At 74.0% G+C, this 16,964-nt stretch carries 15 protein-coding genes and 1 pseudogene; 9 read left to right on the forward strand and 7 right to left on the reverse strand.

Annotated elements, in window-relative coordinates; all coding sequences use genetic code 11:
* The first annotated feature begins 53 nt into the window (after positions 1-53).
* Complete coding sequence (pepN, locus tag ACLIN4_RS12085; protein WP_290014228.1) at positions 54-2,636, forward strand: aminopeptidase N; 2,583 nt, start codon at positions 54-56, stop codon at positions 2,634-2,636.
* Between the two features lie 160 nt (positions 2,637-2,796).
* Here pepN and ACLIN4_RS12090 read toward each other — a convergent pair whose 3' ends face one another.
* From ACLIN4_RS12090 to ACLIN4_RS12100, 3 genes are read right to left on the reverse strand one after another with little or no spacing between them, the layout of a single operon-like run.
* Complete coding sequence (locus ACLIN4_RS12090; RefSeq protein ID WP_107476627.1) at positions 2,797-3,699, reverse strand: LysR family transcriptional regulator; 903 nt, start codon at positions 3,697-3,699, stop codon at positions 2,797-2,799.
* Between the two features lie 29 nt (positions 3,700-3,728).
* Complete coding sequence (locus tag ACLIN4_RS12095) at positions 3,729-4,652, reverse strand: DMT family transporter (RefSeq protein WP_100047325.1); 924 nt, start codon at positions 4,650-4,652, stop codon at positions 3,729-3,731.
* Positions 4,653-4,687: 35 nt separating this feature from the next.
* The gene (locus ACLIN4_RS12100) at positions 4,688-5,638 is read right to left on the reverse strand and encodes an EamA family transporter (RefSeq protein WP_107476629.1); all 951 of its coding nucleotides are present in this window, start codon (positions 5,636-5,638) and stop codon (positions 4,688-4,690) included.
* A 104-nt stretch (positions 5,639-5,742) separates the two neighbouring features.
* Here ACLIN4_RS12100 and ACLIN4_RS12105 point away from each other — a divergent pair, with 104 nt between their 5' ends.
* The gene (locus ACLIN4_RS12105; RefSeq protein ID WP_107476630.1) at positions 5,743-6,255 is read left to right on the forward strand and encodes a MarR family winged helix-turn-helix transcriptional regulator; all 513 of its coding nucleotides are present in this window, start codon (positions 5,743-5,745) and stop codon (positions 6,253-6,255) included.
* 120 nt (positions 6,256-6,375) lie between these two features.
* Here the strand turns inward: ACLIN4_RS12105 and ACLIN4_RS12110 are convergent, their stop codons facing one another.
* The 3 genes from ACLIN4_RS12110 to ACLIN4_RS12120 are packed head-to-tail and all read right to left on the reverse strand — an operon-like array spanning position 6,376 to position 9,320.
* Entirely contained in the window at positions 6,376-6,657 is a 282-nt protein-coding gene (locus ACLIN4_RS12110; protein ID WP_100047322.1) for a hypothetical protein, read from the reverse strand.
* Positions 6,658-6,680: 23 nt separating this feature from the next.
* Positions 6,681-9,005: a 4-alpha-glucanotransferase gene (gene malQ / locus ACLIN4_RS12115; RefSeq protein ID WP_411575766.1), complete on the reverse strand. Its 2,325-nt coding sequence runs from the start codon at positions 9,003-9,005 to the stop codon at positions 6,681-6,683.
* 9 nt (positions 9,006-9,014) lie between these two features.
* Positions 9,015-9,320, reverse strand: a complete 306-nt coding sequence (locus ACLIN4_RS12120; RefSeq protein WP_043372889.1) for a hypothetical protein — start codon at positions 9,318-9,320, stop codon at positions 9,015-9,017.
* 238 nt (positions 9,321-9,558) lie between these two features.
* Here ACLIN4_RS12120 and ACLIN4_RS12125 point away from each other — a divergent pair.
* From ACLIN4_RS12125 to ACLIN4_RS12135, 3 genes and pseudogenes are all read left to right on the forward strand, one after another.
* Positions 9,559-9,850: pseudogene (locus tag ACLIN4_RS12125) on the forward strand (ABC transporter permease); the annotation flags it as partial.
* 321 nt (positions 9,851-10,171) lie between these two features.
* Positions 10,172-10,828 (forward strand): class I SAM-dependent methyltransferase, encoded by a 657-nt coding sequence (locus ACLIN4_RS12130; RefSeq protein WP_382024394.1) that lies wholly within the window; start codon positions 10,172-10,174, stop codon positions 10,826-10,828.
* A gap of 163 nt (positions 10,829-10,991) precedes the next feature.
* Positions 10,992-11,120, forward strand: coding sequence for a hypothetical protein (locus tag ACLIN4_RS12135; protein WP_289903183.1), 129 nt, complete (start codon positions 10,992-10,994; stop codon positions 11,118-11,120).
* Between the two features lie 58 nt (positions 11,121-11,178).
* Here ACLIN4_RS12135 and ACLIN4_RS12140 read toward each other — a convergent pair whose 3' ends face one another.
* Entirely contained in the window at positions 11,179-11,715 is a 537-nt protein-coding gene (locus ACLIN4_RS12140) for an HNH endonuclease (RefSeq protein WP_100049383.1), read from the reverse strand.
* A 309-nt stretch (positions 11,716-12,024) separates the two neighbouring features.
* Here ACLIN4_RS12140 and ACLIN4_RS12145 point away from each other — a divergent pair, with 309 nt between their 5' ends.
* The 4 genes from ACLIN4_RS12145 to ACLIN4_RS12160 all read left to right on the forward strand — a co-directional run bounded on the left by ACLIN4_RS12145 (position 12,025) and on the right by ACLIN4_RS12160 (position 16,960).
* The gene (locus ACLIN4_RS12145) at positions 12,025-13,122 is read left to right on the forward strand and encodes a mechanosensitive ion channel family protein (RefSeq protein WP_107479998.1); all 1,098 of its coding nucleotides are present in this window, start codon (positions 12,025-12,027) and stop codon (positions 13,120-13,122) included.
* Positions 13,123-13,320: 198 nt separating this feature from the next.
* Positions 13,321-14,535 carry an ROK family transcriptional regulator gene (locus ACLIN4_RS12150; RefSeq protein ID WP_411575767.1) on the forward strand — a complete coding sequence of 405 codons (1,215 nt, stop codon included), beginning with the start codon at positions 13,321-13,323 and terminating at the stop codon, positions 14,533-14,535.
* Between the two features lie 197 nt (positions 14,536-14,732).
* On the forward strand, positions 14,733-15,998 hold the full coding sequence (locus ACLIN4_RS12155) for a 6-phospho-beta-glucosidase (protein WP_289903181.1): 1,266 nt from the start codon (positions 14,733-14,735) through the stop codon (positions 15,996-15,998).
* A complete protein-coding gene (locus ACLIN4_RS12160; protein ID WP_289903180.1) occupies positions 15,989-16,960 on the forward strand; it encodes an N-acetylglucosamine kinase in 972 nt (323 codons plus the stop codon). Before ACLIN4_RS12155 ends, ACLIN4_RS12160 begins: the two co-directional genes overlap by 10 nt.
* Positions 16,961-16,964: the final 4 nt, after the last annotated feature.

Raw genomic sequence — 16,964 nt, forward strand, 5'->3', positions numbered from 1 at the left:
TACCGGCCGCGTGGAAGGATGGCGCAACCCACACATAACGAGGAGATGACCGCGTGCCTGGCACAAACCTGACTCGCGAAGAGGCGCAGCAGCGGGCGAAGCTGCTGACCGTTGACTCGTACGAGATCGATCTCGACCTCACCGGCGCGCAGGAGGGCGGCACCTACCGGTCCGTGACCACGGTGCGCTTCGACGTCGCCGAGGGCGGCGGCGAGTCCTTCATCGACCTGGTCGCGCCGACGGTCCACGAGGTGACGCTGAACGGCGACGCCCTCGACCCCGCCGAGGTGTTCCAGAACTCCCGCATCGCCCTCGCGGGGCTGCTGCCGGGCCGCAACATCCTGCGCGTGGCCGCCGACTGCGCGTACACCAACACCGGCGAGGGCCTGCACCGCTTCGTCGACCCGGTCGACGACCAGGCGTACCTGTACACGCAGTTCGAGGTGCCCGACGCGCGCCGCGTCTTCGCGAGCTTCGAGCAGCCCGACCTCAAGGCCACCTTCCAGTTCACCGTGAAGGCGCCCGAGGGCTGGACGGTCATCTCCAACTCGCCCACCCCGGAGCCCCAGGACAACGTCTGGGTCTTCGAGCCGACCCCGCGCATCTCGTCGTACATCACGGCGCTGATCGTCGGCCCGTACCACTCGGTGCACAGCGTGTACGAGAAGGACGGCCAGTCGGTGCCGCTCGGCATCTACTGCCGCCCCTCGCTCGCCGAGCACCTCGACTCGGACGCCATCTTCGAGGTGACCCGCCAGGGCTTCGAGTGGTTCCAGGAGAAGTTCGACTACCGGTACCCGTTCAAGAAGTACGACCAGCTCTTCGTGCCGGAGTTCAACGCCGGCGCGATGGAGAACGCGGGCGCGGTGACCATCCGCGACCAGTACGTGTTCCGCTCGAAGGTGACGGACGCCGCGTACGAGGTGCGGGCGGCGACGATCCTGCACGAGCTGGCGCACATGTGGTTCGGCGACCTGGTCACCATGGAGTGGTGGAACGACCTGTGGCTGAACGAGTCGTTCGCCACCTACGCGGAGGCCGCCTGCCAGGCCGACGCGCCCGGTTCGAAGTGGCCGCACTCGTGGACGACGTTCGCCAACCAGATGAAGACCTGGGCGTACCGGCAGGACCAGCTGCCGTCCACGCACCCGATCATGGCGGACATCAGCGACCTGGACGACGTGCTCGTCAACTTCGACGGCATCACGTACGCCAAGGGCGCCTCCGTGCTCAAGCAGCTCGTGGCGTACGTCGGTGAAGAGGCGTTCTTCAAGGGCGTGCAGGCGTACTTCAAGCGGCACGCGTTCGGCAACACGCGCCTGTCCGACCTGCTGGGCGCGCTGGAGGAGACCTCCGGACGCGACCTGAAGACGTGGTCGAAGGCGTGGCTGGAGACGGCCGGCATCAACGTGCTGCGCCCGGAGATCGAGACGGACGGCGAGAACGGGGCCGGGGTCATCACGTCCTTCGCGATCCGCCAGGAGGCCCCGGCGCTCCCCGCGGGCGCCAAGGGCGAGCCCACGCTGCGGCCGCACCGCATCGCCATCGGCGCCTACGACCTGGACGCGAACGGCAAGCTGGTGCGCGGCGACCGCGTCGAGCTGGACGTGGACGGCGAGCTGACGGCCGTACCGCAGCTGGTCGGCAAGCGCCGCCCGGCGGTCGTCCTCCTCAACGACGACGACCTGTCGTACGCGAAGGTCCGTCTGGACGAGCAGTCGCTGGCCGTCGTCACCGAGCACCTCGGTGACTTCACCGAGTCGCTGCCGCGCGCCCTGTGCTGGGCGTCGGCCTGGGACATGACCCGGGACGCGGAGCTCGCCACCCGCGACTACCTCTCCCTGGTCCTGTCCGGCATCGGCAAGGAGTCCGACATCGGCGTGGTGCAGTCGCTGCACCGCCAGGTGAAGCTGGCCATCGACCAGTACGCCGCCCCCTCCGCCCGCGAGGCGCTGCTCACCCGCTGGACGGAGGCCACGCTGGCGCACCTGCGGGCCGCCGAGGCCGGCAGCGACCACCAGCTGGCGTGGGCGCGGGCGTTCGCGGCGACGGCCAGGACGCCGGAGCAGCTGGACCTGCTGGACGCGCTGCTGGACGGCACGACGACGATCGAGGGCCTGGCCGTCGACACCGAGCTGCGCTGGGCGTTCGTGCAGCGGCTGGCGGCCGTGGGCCGGTTCGGCGGCTCGGAGATCCAGAGCGAGTACGAGCGGGACAGGACCGCCGCCGGTGAGCGCCACGCGGCCACCGCGCGTGCCGCCCGTCCGACCGAGGCGGCCAAGGCGGAGGCCTGGGAGTCGGTCGTGGAGTCCGACAAGCTGCCGAACGCCGTGCAGGAGGCGGTCATCGCCGGCTTCGTCCAGACCGACCAGCGGGAGCTGCTGGCGCCGTACACGGAGCGGTACTTCGAGGCGCTGAAGGGCGTCTGGGAGTCCCGTTCGCACGAGATGGCCCAGCAGATCGCGGTCGGCCTGTACCCGGCGGTGCAGGTGTCGCAGGAGACCCTGGACCGCACGGACGCCTGGCTCTCCTCCGCCGAGCCGAACGCTGCCCTGCGCCGGCTGGTCTCGGAGTCCCGTTCGGGCGTCGAGCGCGCGCTGCGGGCGCAGGAGGCGGACGCGGCGGCGGCCGAGTAGTCCGTCGCCACGAGTACGCCCTCGGGGGCGCCCGGCACCGCGCCGGGCGCCCCCGAGGCGTGTGGGGTGGTGTGCGCGCGGCGGGTCCTTCGCGGCACGGGGCGGTATGCGCGCGACCGCCGGTCCCGGTGCCGTTCCGGGGACGTGCGTCCCGGTGTGCTCAGGGACGTGCGTCCGCCGCCGTGCGCAGTGCCGTGAGGACCGTGCCGACCGCGGCGCCCTCCCCCGCCCCCTTGCGTACGGCCGCCACGACGTGCCGGACCGGGCGGTCGGTGCGCAGTTCGCGCATCGCCACCCCGGCGCGGGGCACCGCCGCCATCCGCGGTACCAGGGCCACGCCCATGCCCGCCTCCACCATGGCGAGGATCGCCGTCCAGCCCGCCGCCGAGTGGGCCCGGTGCGGGCGGAAGCCGGCCGTCTCACAGGCCGCCCGGGTGATGTCGGACCAGGGGCCGCTGCCGCCGAAGATCCACGGCTCGGCGGCGAGGTCGGCCAGCCGCAGGCCCTCCGTGCGGGACAGCGGGTGGCCGTCCGGCAGCGCCACGTCCAGCGGGTCGGCGAGGAGCGGGACGCGGGTGAAGCGCGGGTCGGCGGCGGTGGGCGCCTGCGCCGCCAGCGACAGGGCGAGGTCCACGTCCCCCGCGGCCAGCAGCTCGTACGCCTCCTGCGCCTCGGTCTCCCGCACCCGCACGGAGACACCGGGGTGCGTCGTCCGCAGCGCGGTGACGGCCGGTACGACCAGGGCGGGTACGGCGGTGGAGAAGGCGCCGACCCGCACCTCGCCGGCGTCTCCGTGGACGTAGGCGGCCAGCTCGGTGTCGGCGCGTTCCAGTTGCTCGAAGACCGCCTCGGCGTGCCGCAGCACCAGCCGGGCCGCGTCCGTCAGTTCCACCCGCCTGCCCCGGGCCCGCAGCAGCTCCACGCCCAGTTGCCGGGAGAGGTTCGTCAGCTGCTGGGACACGGCGGACGGCGTCATGTTCAGCGCCTCGGCCGTCGCGGTCACCGTGCCCCTCTCCCGCAGCGTGCGCAGGATCCGCAGCTTGCGGATCTCCCAGTCGGCCATGGCGGCAACCTATCGGCGGGGCGCCGCCGTCAGGTGCGCGCCCCCGCGCCGAGGACGACCCCGCCGAGGATCAGCGCCATGCAGCCGGCCTGCGCCCAGCCGGTCGGTTCGGCGAGCAGCGCCCAGGACAGCAGGGCGACGCACACCGGCTGGAGGTAGTAGACGATCCCGGCGCGGGTCGGGCCGATCAGGGAGATCGCCCGGTTCCAGGCGAAGAAGGCGACGGCCGAGGAGGCGACGCCGACGTAGAGGAGGGGCAGGACGGTGCCCGGGGTCGGGGAGAAGCCGCCCTGGACGGCGACGCTGGCGGCGTGGGCGGGCAGCAGCATGAGGGTGCCGAGGAGGAAGGTCGTGAAGAGGAACGCCGCGCCGCCCAGTTCGGCGGGCCTGCGGCGCAGCAGCGCGCTGTACGAACCGAAGCAGCAGGCGGCGGCGATCATCCACAGGTCGCCGGCCGAGAAGGACGCGCCGTCCGAGACCAGCAGCAGCACGCCCACGCAGGCGATGAGCAGCCCGGCGACGCGGCGGGGGCCGAGCCGTACACCGGCCGCCCGTTCCCAGAGCGCCATCAGCACCGGGGAGGCGGCCATGATCATGCCCATGTTGGCGGCGGGGGTGGTGACTCCGGCCTGGTTGACGAGGGTGTTGTAGACGGTGACGCCGAGCAGGGAGGCGAGGAGGACGAAGCCGAGGTGGCGCCGGACGAGTGCGCGTTGCCGCCAGGCCCGCCGGGCGCCGAAGGGGGCGACGACCGCGAGTGCCACCACCCAGCGCCAGAACGCGTGCTGGACGGGCGGCACGCTGTCGCCGAGGGCCCGGGAGGTGACGAAGCTGCCGGACCAGACGAGGGTGGCCAGTACGGCGAGCCCGAGGCCGAGGGCGACGGGGGCGGACGGGCCGGGCCGTGCGGAGGCAACTGCTGCGGTGGTGGTCCGGCGGTCGGCTACGGCCACGGAGGTCCTTTCGCTGGACGGTGATCGCGGTGGCTCTACCGTCGCAGCGGCGCACTCCTCAGGTCCATCGAATCTTTTCGACTGTTCTTTGCAGGAGAACTGAACGTTCCGGGCCGGGTCGGCGTCCCGCCCCGCGGCGTGAGCTGTCCCGCGACCGTCGCCCCGAACGCCAGCGCCATGCCCGCCAGTTGCACCGGCGTCAGCGTCTCGCCGAGCGCCGCCCAGCCGACGACGGCCGCGGTCAGCGGCGAGAGCGGGCCGAGGAAGGTGACCTGGGTGGCGGAGAGCCGGCCCATGCCGCGGAACCAGAGCCAGTACGCCACCGCCGTGTTGGCCAGCGCCAGGTAGAGGTAGCCGCCGACGGCCGGGCCGTCCAGGGCGGGCGGGGCGCCCTCGGCCAGGAGGGCGAGCGGTGCGATGAGCAGGCCGCCCGCGGTCAGCTGCCAGCCGGTGAGGGCGAGCGGGCCGACGCCGTCCGGGCGGCCCCACCGCTTGGTGAGCACGGTGCCGGTGGACATGGACGCGGTGGAGGCGAGGGCGGCCAGCGCGCCGAGCGGGTCCAGCGCCCCGGCCGCCTTCAGCACCACCAGGCTGACGCCGAACGCCGCCACGACCCCGGCGAGCACGGAACGTGTGGTGGGCCGCTGTCCGAGCAGCAGTGCGGAGAGCCCGACGACGAAGAGCGGGCCGACCGAGCCGACGACGGCCGCCATGCCGCCGGGGAGGCGGTAGGCGGAGAGGAACAGCAGCGGGAAGAAGGCCCCGATGTTCAGCGCGCCCAGCACCGCGGCCTTCCACCACCAGGCGCCGCGGGGCAGCACCCGGGCGAGGGCGAGCAGCAGCAGGCCCGCGGGCAGGGCACGCATCAGCCCCGTGAACAGCGGCCGGTCGGGCGGCAGGAACTCGGTGGTCACGGCGTAGGTGGTGCCCCACGAGACAGGGGCGAGGGCGGTCAGGGCGATGAGGGCGGGACGGTTCGCGGCCACGGGAAGCCCCTTCGGATAGGTCGACGGCAAGTAGCTTACTCTTAAGCTACTTATCGTCGAGCCACTTTCTTGCGGCCGACCTTGCCGGCGCCGATACTCGTCCCATGAGTGAGCGCCCCGAGCAGCACGAGGACCCGGTCGACGCGATCATCGGCCAGTGGGCAGTGGTCCGGCCCGACCTCGACACCACCGCTATGGAGGTCTTCGGGCGGGTCAACCGGCTCTCGCGCGCGATCGGCGAGCGGATGGAGCAGGCCTACGGCCGGTTCGGCATCTCCCGCGGGGAGTTCGACGTCCTGGCGACGCTGCGCCGCTCCGGGGAGCCGTACGCGCTCTCGCCGCGGCAGCTCTCGGCGACCCTGATGCTCACCACGGGCGGCATGACGGGCCGCCTCGACAAGCTGGAACGGGCCGGGCTGCTGCGCCGCTCCCCCGACCCGCACGACCGCCGGGGCCTCAGGGTCACGCTCACCGACCGCGGGCTGGAGCTGGTCGACGAGGCGGTCGGCGCGGGCCTCGCCGTACAGACGGAGGCCCTGTCCGCCGCCCTCGACGCCGGGCGGGCCGGCCAGTTGGCCGACCTGCTGCGGGACCTGCTGGCGGCGACCGAGAGGTAGACGACATGCGGAAGGCGCCGGTCCCGCCCGCGCGCGGCTGTTCGCCACGTGCGGGAGGACCGGCGCCCTCGGTACAGCTGAGGTGGGCCGTCGGGCCGTGGGCCCGTCGGGTGGAGCCCGTCAGGCCTTGGCGTCGGCCTTGGGCCGGGTCTTGATGTTGCGGGAGGTCACCCGGTGCTCCTCCTTGGACCTGTCCAGGACCATGACCAGGCCGGCGATGATCACGAACAGCGCGATCGGGGCCAGGACGTAGAGGCCCAGCGTCTCGATGACGCTCAGGCCCGTGCCGGGGTCGTCACCGTCGTCGCGGGTCAGCGCGAGCGCGGGGGACGACATGAGCAGCATCATCAGCGTCGTACCGGCTGCCAGGGCGCCGGCGCGCAGGGCGTTCTTCTTGTCCACGGTGCAAAGTTAGCGAACGGCCGTCAGGGGCGCGCGCCCGGGGTGCCGTACGGGGGCCGGGCACGGCCTGCGGAGCGCTCCTGCCCGTGCCCGGCGCGCTCCCGTACGACGTCGATCAGGGCGTGCAGCCGCGGTGAGGCGGCCAGATCCTCCAGGGTCACGGGGCGGCCCTCGGCGTCGGCGATCGGCAGGCGCCAGTTCGGGTACTGGTCCCAGGTGCCGGGCAGGTTCTGCGGCCGGCGGTCGCCGACGGCGTCCGGGAGCCAGATGCCGGCCAGGCGGGCGGGGGTGCGCAGCAGGAAGCGGTGGACGGCCTGGATCTCCGCCTCCTCGGAGGGGGCTCCGGTGTCCCCGGCGGTGCCGTGCAGCAGGCCGAGCCGGGCCAGTACGTCCAGCCACTCGGCCGTGTCCGCCGACGCCTCGGCCCGTTCCTCCTCCAGCGGGCGGGTGAGCAGCCCCAGACGGTCGCGGAGTTCGACGTGTTCGCCGGTGAGTCGGGCGGCGGTGGACGGCAGGTCGTGGGTGGTCGCGGTGGCCAGGCAGTCGGCGCGCCAGCGCTCGGGGGACAGGGGGCGGCCGTCGCCCTCCCAGTCCCGCTCGAACCAGAGCACCGACGTGCCGAGCACCCCGCGTTCGCGCAGCGCCTCGCGGACGCCGGGTTCCACGGTGCCCAGGTCCTCGCCGATCACCACGGCGCCGGCGCGGGAGGCCTCCAGGACGAGGACGGCGAGCATGGCCTCGGCGTCGTAGTGGACGTAGGTGCCCTCGGTGGGCGGGTGGCCCTCGGGGACCCACCAGAGCCGGAACAGGCCCATGACGTGGTCGATGCGCAGGGCTCCGGCGTAGCGGAACAGGCCCCGCAGCAGGCCGCGGAAGGGTGCGTAGCCGGACGCGGCGAGGCGGTCGGGGCGCCAGGGCGGCAGGCCCCAGTCCTGGCCGCGGGCGTTGAAGGCGTCGGGCGGGGCGCCCACCGACATGCCGGCGGCGAAGTGCTCCTGCTGGGCCCAGGCGTCGGCGCCGCGCGGGTGTACGCCCACGGCCAGGTCGTGGACGATCCCGACCGGCATGCCGGCCTCGCGGGCGGTGTGCTGGGCCGCCCTGAGCTGGGTGTCGGTGAGCCAGGCGAGACGGGAGTGGAAGTCGACGCGGTCCATCAGGGCGGTGCGGGCGCGAGCGGTGTCGGCCGAGCGGGGGTCGCGCAGGCCCTCGGGCCAGCGGTGCCAGTCGGGGCCGTGGACCTCGGCGAGGGCGTACCAGGTGGCGTGGTCCTCCAGGGCGGTGCCCTGTTCGGCGAGGTAGTCGCAGTAGGCGGCGCGGCGGCCGGGGCCGAGGGGGACCTCGCGGAGCAGTTCCAGTGCCTCGCGCTTGAGCTCCCACACGGCGTCCCGGTCGATGAGGGCGTCCTTCTCCAGTACGCCGCCCCGCAGCCGCGCCGCCCGCTCCCGCAGCGTCCGGGCGCGCTCGTGGTCGGTGACGTGCGCGAACTCGGGCACGTCCTCGATCCGCAGGTGCACCGGGTCGGGGAAGCGGCGCGAGGAGGGGCGGTACGGGGAGGGGTCGGTGGGGGGACCGGGCACGGCCGCGTGCAACGGGTTGACCTGGATGAATCCGGCGCCGAGGGCGCGTCCGGCCCAGGCGGCGAGCTCGCCGAGGTCGCCGAGGTCGCCCATCCCCCAGGAACGGTGGGAGAGGAGGGAGTAGAGCTGGACGAGGAGGCCGTGGGAGCGGGTGGCGGGTGCGGGCAGCCGGGCGGGCGCCACGATCAGGTGGGCGTGCGCGGTCCGGCCGTCGGGGGCGGTGGCGGTCAGTCGGTGGACGCCGGGCGGGAGCCCGGCGAGGGCGTCACGGGCCGACCGCCTGACGGCACCCTCACCGGCCCGACGGTCCGTGAGGGCCTCACCTCTCGGGTGGTCCACGGCTCCAGCACCGACCGGGCGGTCCGCGCGGGCGTCGCCGGTCGAGGAGGTCGTGATGTTCTCGGCGGCCAGGTGACCCACCGTGCCGGTGCGGTGGTCGCCCTGCTCGGTGTCGACACGCAGCCGGGTGCCGTCGGGCAGGGTGGTGAGGGCGGTCGGTGCCGGGCCGTCGCTCCAGGCGACCACGGTGGGCGGCAGCAGGCGTTGGCGCAGCTCGGTGTCGCGGGCGGCGAGCGCCGCACGCACGGCTTCCGGTGCGCTCGTGTCCACGCCGAGGGCGGCCAGGGCCAGGGTGACGGCGGTGGCCGAGGCCGTGACGGTGCGGTCCGGGGACGGGCGGTAGGAGGTGGCGACGCCGTGCAGGGCGGCGAGCCGGGTCAGATCCTCGGGAAGGTCCTCGGCGGGGGGCTCGGCCGGCCGGGCTGCTGGCATCTGCGACCTCTATGACCTCGTGGGTTCGGGGACGGCGAAGGAGGGGCCGCCCTGCTCCGGCACGTCGGCCGTGAGTTCGGGCGAGGACTCGCTGGTCAGCGGTACGGCGTCGGCGAACGGCGACTCGCTGGTGAGGGGCTCGGCGTCGGGCAGCGGCGGTTCGCTGGTGAGCGGGGTCTCGGCGCAGCTCCCGGTGGCGCCGAAGACGCAGTAGTGAGGGGTGTCGGAGGCGGCGGAGGGCTCCGCCCAGGGAGTGGACGGCTCCGCCACGGGTTTGGACGGGGCGGGGAGCAGCAGGGGTGCCAGTGCAGCCACGGGGGCCTCCTTGTGTCGCGCACGCTTTTGGCGGGTTACGGCAGCCCTACCCAGTCAGCGCGAGGACAGACGCCCCGATACCGACAACGTGGCCCTGGTCACACCTCACCCCCAAAAAATCTCACCGAATACGGGCAGAACAGTCACCTAACCCATCAGGAGAACACGCAAACCGGTCATGACGGACGGAGGTCACGAACGCCGGAGTTCCACGGGAAAACACCCCAGCCACGTCCCGGCTATTCGCCGCCGTGCCCTGGCCGCCCGGGTCGCCGCGGGAGTGCCCCGTACGGTCCTGAACCGGGCCCTGCTTCTGGAGACCGCGCTCCCCCTCGCCCCCGCCCTGCTGCTGGCAGGCACCGGCGGCATGGCGGTCGGCTCCTGATACTCGTCCCTGGCCGCGACGGCTCGCTCCCGCGGAACTCCCTGCTGGTCGCGCCCGCCGTGTACGGGTCCGCCTGCGGGCAACGGCGACGGCACTGCCGCTGCTGGGGCGCTCGGTGCGGCCGGGCGAGCTGCGGTACGCGTGAGGGGCCGATGACCGGGCGCGGGCAGGCCGGCCGGCGGCAAGGGTGATCGGCGACTCCGCCGGGGAACCTCCGCCCGCCCCCGCCGCTCGCGTCTCCCGGTCGCGGCCGTGCCGAATGAGGGCCCGCGGCTCGGGCCGGGGGCGGGTAGCGTTCCGGAAGCGTGAGCAGTCGGCGGCCATGTGTCATCGAAGGGCTCACATGAGCGACTCGATGACAGTTGGGGTGGAAGTGCTCACGGTTTCCGGCGAGGGCGTGGAGCCGGGACGGCCGTGAGCCGTCACGGGCTACGGATCCACCGGGACGAAGCACGGAAGGAGCCGCATGACACCGCCGCCGCACCGGCTGCTCCAAGCGCTCGACCGCTTCAACGCCGCTCACCCGTGGGACCACAACGCCCACTACCACCCGTGGATCCTGCGACGGCTCCCCGGTCGGTTCGGCAGCGCGCTGGACGTCGGTTCCGGCACCGGTGATCTGGTCCGGCTCCTCGCCACCCGCGCCGACGAGGTCCGGGGCATCGACTCCGACCCGGAGATCACCTCGCGGGCGCGCCTGCTGACCCCCGAGACGACAGCCGCGTCCTTCACCGTCGCCGACGCCCCGACGGGCCTCCCCGCCGGGCCCCACGACGTCATCACCTGCGTCGCCACCCTCCACCACCTGCCTTTCGCCGAGACCCTCGCCGCCTTCCGCCGGCACCTGGCTCCCGGCGGCACGCTGGTCGTCGTCGGCCTCTACCGGCCGCAGACCGCCACGGACCACCTGCTCGGCGCCACGGCCGTCCCCCTGAACGCCGCCGCGGGGTGGCTCAAGAACCGGGGGCGGAGCGCGGCCCCGCCCGTCTCGATGTCCGCCCGGACCCGGCCGGCCGACATGCCGTTCGCCGACATCGTCCGACAGGCCCGTACGCTCCTGCCCGGCGCACGCCTGCGCCGCCGGCTCTTCTGGCGCTACACACTCACCTGGCGTCACCCCTGATCGAACGCCGCCACGGCTCCCCGCGAGCCACGCCCGGACCCACGCCCCCAGGCGGAGCACCGGGCCACAGGAGCGGCGGCGGCTCCTGGTCGGAGCGCTGACCGTGCGCGCCGGGGCCGGGAACCGCGCACCGTCGGCAGGACCGGGACACCTGCGAGGTCAGGTGCACTGTCGGCCGGACGGCGGGCGGTACGAGACCGTGCAGGCGCTCCCCTTCGGCAAGGAGGTCGCGCTGCCCGATCCCGTCGGGATCGCCCTGGACACCGAGCCGCTGAAGAACCGGGTGCGCTGACCCGCTCCCACCAGCCGCAGCCCCCACCCAGCCGCACGGCGGACAAAGGCCCGGATCGTCAGGCGGAAATGCCGTCGATCCGGGCCATGGCGTCCTCCGCGCCGTACGGCTGCAAGTACGGCAGCCAGCGCGGGTCCCTATGGCCCGTGCCGATGATGCGCCAGGCCAGGCCGGTGGGCGGGGCGGGCTTGTGGCGCAGGCGCCAGCCGATCTCGCCGAGGTGGCGGTCGGCCTTGACGTGGTTGCAGCGACGGCAGGACGCCACCACGTTGTCCCACGCGTGCAGGCCCCCGCGGCTGCGCGGGATGACGTGGTCGACGCTGGTGGCGACGGCGCCGCAGTACATGCAGCGGCCCCCGTCGCGGGCGAAGAGCGCCCGGCGGGTGAGCGGGACGGGCCCCCGGTAGGGCACCCGCACGAACCGCTTGAGCCGGACCACGCTGGGTGCGGGCACGGTGACGGTCGCGCTGTGCAGAAAGGCGCCGGACTCCTCGAGGCACACGGCCTTGTTCTCGAGGACGAGGACGAGCGCGCGGCGGAGCGGTACGACGCCGAGTGGCTCGTACGACGCGTTGAGGACCAGGACATGCGGCACGGGTGCCTCCTTGGGCGTCGGCGGCGCGTGGCTCGCGCCGGGACGATCTGCAGTCAGTCTCCCCTCATGGCCGCTGGAAGCGCCACCATGTCCCGGTAACGGGCTGGGAGTGTTTTCGACCACAGGGAATCCATCCCCACGACCGTGACCAGTTCAAGCGCGGGTGAGCGCGGTCTCTCCTGTGAACTTCGCGCCGTTCCGCACACGGTGCCCCGTTAGTGTGGTGATTCCGCCCGTCCGGTGACCATTCCGTGACCTTGGAGCGACCCCCGCCGGGGGCGGGCGGCACCGCACCTGGAGGTATCCGTCGTGTCCCTGTCCGCCGCCGTCCTACTGGCCGCCGGTCCGTCACCGTCGCCGTCGCCCTCGGAGTCGTCGACACCGGCGGTGCCCTCGTTCCAGGACGCCCAGGAAAGCGCGTCGAACGCCGCCGGCTGGGTCGAGGAGAACTGGTCGACCTGGCTCGCGATCGGCCTGCGGGTGCTGCTGATCGTGGTGATAGCGGCGGTGCTCAGGGTGGTGGTCCGGCGGGCGATCACCAAGCTGATAGACCGGATGAACCGCAGGGCCGGGACGGGGGCCAGCACCGCGCTGAGCGGCCTGCTGGTCAACGCCGAGCGGCGCCGCCAGCGTTCGGAGGCCATCGGGTCCGTACTGCGCTCGGTGGCCAGCTTCCTCATCCTCGGCACCGCGGCCCTGATGGTGCTGGGCACCTTCCAGATCAACCTGGCCCCGCTGCTGGCCTCCGCCGGTGTCGCCGGCGTCGCGATCGGCTTCGGCGCCCGCAACCTGGTCACCGACTTCCTCTCCGGCGTCTTCATGATCCTGGAGGACCAGTACGGCGTCGGCGACAGCATCGACGCCGGCGTGGCCTCCGGCGAGGTCATCGAGGTCGGGCTGCGGGTGACCAAGCTGCGCGGCGACAACGGCGAGATCTGGTACGTCCGCAACGGCGAGGTGAAGCGGATCGGCAACCTCTCCCAGGGCTGGTCGACGGCCGGCGTCGACGTGACCGTCCGCTCGGACGAGGACCTGGAGAAGGTGAGGGAGACCATCGCCGCGGTGGGCGAGCGGATGAGCAAGGAGGAGCCCTGGAACGAGATGCTCTGGGGCCCGATCGAGGTCCTCGGCCTGGACTCCGTACTGCTGGACTCCATGGTGGTGCGGGTCTCCGCGAAGACCATGCCCGGCAAGTCCCTCACCGTCGAGCGCGAGCTGCGCTGGCGCATCAAGCGCGCCTTCGACGCGGCCGGCATCCCGATCGTCGGCAGGCCGGAGGTGCCGGGGCAGGAGGCCGCGGCACCCGACCCGACCGCGGGCATGGCGGCCCCGTCGGCCTACTCGAGCACCGTCTCCCCGCAGTCCGTCGCGGCGTCCCCGATCCCGCCGCCGAGCACCACCAAGTAGCGGCACCCGCGCTCTTCCCGCCCCCGAGACAACGACCGCGTCGCCTCGGGGGCGGACTCTTGACGGTTCCTCCCCGGCGGGCCTACGTTTCCCGCCCAACAGGAAACTTTCCTGACAGTCATCGCTCATGATGGCGCCGGCGGACTTCACCCTCCTCCGCCGGAAGGCTGATCGGCCGAGAGGCAGGTGTGGACACGCATGGCGGGAACCGCCGGCACGCCGGGCACCCCGCGCGTCCTGCGCGCCATGAACGACCGGGCCGCACTGGACCTCCTGCTGGAGCACGGGCCGCTGTCCCGCACCCGGATCGGCAAGCTCACCGGCCTGTCGAAACCGACCGCCTCCCAGCTGCTGGCGCGCCTGGAGGCGGCGGGACTGGTGCTGGCGGGCGGCACGACCGAGGGGCGCCCCGGTCCCGGCGCCCGGCTCTACGAGGTGAACCCGGCCGCGGCGTACGCCGCCGGACTCGACGTCAGCCCGGACCGGCTCCTCGCGGCGGTCGCCGACGTCACCGGGCGCACGGTCGGCCGCTACGAGCTGCCCACCCCGGGCGGGCGCCCCGCCGTCCCGGTCGTGCAGCAGGTCACCGAAGCCGTCGACGGCGCCGTGAAGGCGGCCGGACTCGTCCGGGACGACGTCCGCCGTCTCGTCATCGGCACCCCGGGCGCCTTCGACCCGGGCACCGGGCGGCTGCGCTACGCCTCCCACCTGCCCGGCTGGCACTCCCCCACCCTCCTCGAGGAACTCGCGGCCGCCCTGCCGATGCCGGTCGAGTACGAGAACGACGTGAACCTGGCCGCGGTGGCCGAGCAGCGGCTCGGGGCCGCCCGGGGCCACGGGGACTTCGTCCTGCTGTGGAACCAGGAGGGCCTGGGCGCCGCCCTGGTCCTCGGCGGCCGGCTGCACCGCGGCTGGACCGGCGGCGCCGGCGAGGTGGGGTTCCTGCCCGTGCCGGGTGCCCCGCTGGTGCGCAAGGTCAGCCGGACGGGCAGCGGCGGCTTCCAGGAACTGGCCGGTGCGCAGGCGGTGCCGAGGCTGGCGAGCGAGCTGGGCGTCGGTCCGGTGCCGTCCGGCCCGTACACCGAGTCGGCCGCCGCCCTGCTCGCCACGGCCGCCGAACGCTCCGGCGACGACCCGTACCGCCGCTTCCTGCAGACGTACGCCACCCGCCTCGCGACCGGCCTCGCCTCCCTGACCTCCGTTCTGGACCCCGAGCTGGTGGTCCTCAGCGGCACCGCGCTCACGGCGGGCGGCGAGCCGCTGCGCGCCCTGGTCCAGACCGAGCTGGAGGAGCTGGCCGCGTCCCGCCCCCGTCTCGTCCTCGGCGGCGTGACCGCCGACCCCGTACTGCGCGGCGCACTGGAGAGCGCGCTCGCGACCACCCACGACGAGGTCTTCGACACCTCTCGCTGACCCGGCCCCACGCGGCACCCGCCGCATCGGCAGCGCCGTGAACGCCGCGGCCGGCGCGAACGGCACGAGGGCGACCACGCAGGCGGCGCCGTAGTCGAAGCGCTGCGTGATCCTCGTGTTCCTCCTCGCGCGGAAGGCGTTCGCCGAAGGCGCCACGCTGACCGGATCCAAAAGATGAGCGAAGGGTTGATGACTGCATGAAACTCACCGTGGTCGGCGGCGGTTCGACCTACACGCCCGAACTCGTGGACGGGTTCGCCCGGTTGCGGGACACCCTGCCGGTCCAGGAACTGGTCCTGGTCGATCCGGCGGCGGACCGGCTGGAGCTGGTGGGTGGCCTCGCCCGCCGCATCTTCGCCAAGCAGGGCCACACCGGCCGTGTGGTCACCACCTCCGACCTGGACGCGGCGGTGGACGGCGCCGACGCCGTGCTGCTCCAGCTGCGCGTGGGCGGCCAGGCGGCCAGGGAGCGGGACGAGACCTGGCCCCTGGAGTGCGGTTGCGTCGGCCAGGAGACCACCGGCGCGGGCGGCCTCGCCAAGGCGCTGCGCACGGTGCCGGTGGTGCTGGACATCGCCGAGCGGGTCCGGCGGGCCAACCCGGGCGCCTGGATCATCGACTTCACCAACCCGGTCGGCATCGTGACCCGCGCCCTGCTCGGGGCCGGACACCGGGCGGTCGGCCTGTGCAACGTGGCGATCGGGCTGCAGCGCAAGTTCGCCGCGCTGCTCGGCGTCGCGCCCGCCGACGTCCACCTCGACCACGTGGGCCTCAACCACCTCACCTGGGAGACAGGCGTCCGCCTCGGCGGCCCCGAGGGCGAGGACGTGCTGCCCCGGCTGCTGGCCGAGCACGGGGAGGCGGTCGCCGCCGACCTGCGGCTGCCCCGGCCCCTGCTGGACCGCCTGGGCGTCGTCCCCTCCTACTACCTGCGCTACTACTACGCCCACGACGAGGTCGTGGACGAACTGCGCACCAAGCCGTCCCGGGCCGCCGAAGTGGCGGCGATGGAACGGCAGCTGCTGGAGATGTACGGCGATCCGGCCCTGGACGAGAAGCCCGGCCTGCTCGCCGGGCGCGGCGGCGCCTACTACTCCGAGGCGGCCGTGGACCTCGCCGCCGCCCTGCTCGGCGGGGAGGGCTCCCCGCACCAGGTGGTGAACACGTACAACCGGGGCACGCTGCCCTTCCTGCCCGACGACGCGGTGATCGAGGTGCCGGCCGCGGTGGGCGCCAAGGGGGCGACCCCGCTGCCGGTGGCGGCCGTGGACCCGCTGTACGCGGGGCTGATGGCGAGCGTGACGGCGTACGAGGACCTGGCCCTGGACGCGGCCCTGCGCGGCGGCCGGGAGCGGGTGTTCCGGGCGCTGCTCGCCCACCCCCTCGTCGGCCAGTACGCCTACGCCGAGCAGCTCACCGACCGGCTGATCGCTCACAACCGGGAGCACCTGGCGTGGGCCTGACCGGGACTCTCCTCGCCGTCGACGCGGGGAACAGCAAGACCGACGTGGCCGTGGTGGCGGCCGACGGGGAGGTCCTCGCCACGGCTCGCGGCGGCGCCTTCCGGCCGCCCGCGGTGGGCGTCGAGCGGGCCGTGGACGCCCTGGCGGACGCGGTGGCGCGGGCCTTCGCGGCAGCCGGCGTCACCTTCGTCGAACACGTCTCGGCATGCCTGGCCAACGCCGACCTGCCGGTGGAGGAGGAGCGGCTGGCCGCCGCGCTGCACGCGCGCGCGTGGGGCGCGAGCGTGGACGTACGCAACGACACGTTCGCGGTCCTGCGGGCCGGCGTCGACGAGCCGCGCGGGGTCGCCGTGGTGTGCGGAGCGGGCGTCAACTGCGTCGGCATGCGCCCCGACGGGAGCACCGCCCGCTTCCCGGCCGTCGGGCGGCTGTCCGGCGACTGGGGCGGCGGCTGGGGGCTGGCGGAGGAGGCGCTGTGGCACGCGGCGCGTGCGGAGGACGGCCGCGGGGAGCCCACCGAGCTGGCGCGCACACTGCCCGCCCACTTCGGGCTCGCCTCGATGTACGCCCTCGTCGAGGCCCTGCACCTGCGCCGGATCGAACCCGCCCGGCGGCACGAGCTGACGCCCGTGCTGTTCGCGACGGCGGCGGGCGGCGACCCGATCGCGCGGGCGATCGTCGACCGGCAGGCCGACGAGGTGGTCGCCATGGCCGTGGTCGCGCTGACCCGGCTGGACCTGCTGGCCGAGCGGACGCCGGTCGTGCTGGGCGGCAGCGTCCTGGCGGCCCGGCATCCGCGGCTCGACGACCGGATACGGGAGCTGCTGGCGGCCCGCGCTCCCGAGGCCGTACCGCGCGTGGTGACGACCCGGCCGGTGCTGGGCGCGGTGCTGCTGGGGCTGGACCGGACGGGGGCGGCGCCCCAGGCGCACGCGCGGGCGCGGGACCACTTCGCCGGCTGAGCCC

Source organism: Streptomyces mutabilis, assembly GCF_046628145.1.
In the GTDB taxonomy this organism is placed as follows: domain Bacteria; phylum Actinomycetota; class Actinomycetes; order Streptomycetales; family Streptomycetaceae; genus Streptomyces; species Streptomyces mutabilis.

What these genes read in the sequence shown, in the direction of transcription:
- ACLIN4_RS12090 (WP_107476627.1), bottom strand. Translation starts at nt 3,699, where the DNA reads ATGGCCGACTGGGAGATCCGCAAGCTGCGGATCCTGCGCACGCTGCGG.
- ACLIN4_RS12105 (WP_107476630.1), top strand. Translation starts at nt 5,743, where the DNA reads ATGAGTGAGCGCCCCGAGCAGCACGAGGACCCGGTCGACGCGATCATC.
- malQ (WP_411575766.1), bottom strand. Translation starts at nt 9,005, where the DNA reads ATGCCAGCAGCCCGGCCGGCCGAGCCCCCCGCCGAGGACCTTCCCGAG.
- ACLIN4_RS12130 (WP_382024394.1), top strand. Translation starts at nt 10,172, where the DNA reads ATGACACCGCCGCCGCACCGGCTGCTCCAAGCGCTCGACCGCTTCAAC.
- ACLIN4_RS12150 (WP_411575767.1), top strand. Translation starts at nt 13,321, where the DNA reads ATGGCGGGAACCGCCGGCACGCCGGGCACCCCGCGCGTCCTGCGCGCC.
- ACLIN4_RS12155 (WP_289903181.1), top strand. Translation starts at nt 14,733, where the DNA reads ATGAAACTCACCGTGGTCGGCGGCGGTTCGACCTACACGCCCGAACTC.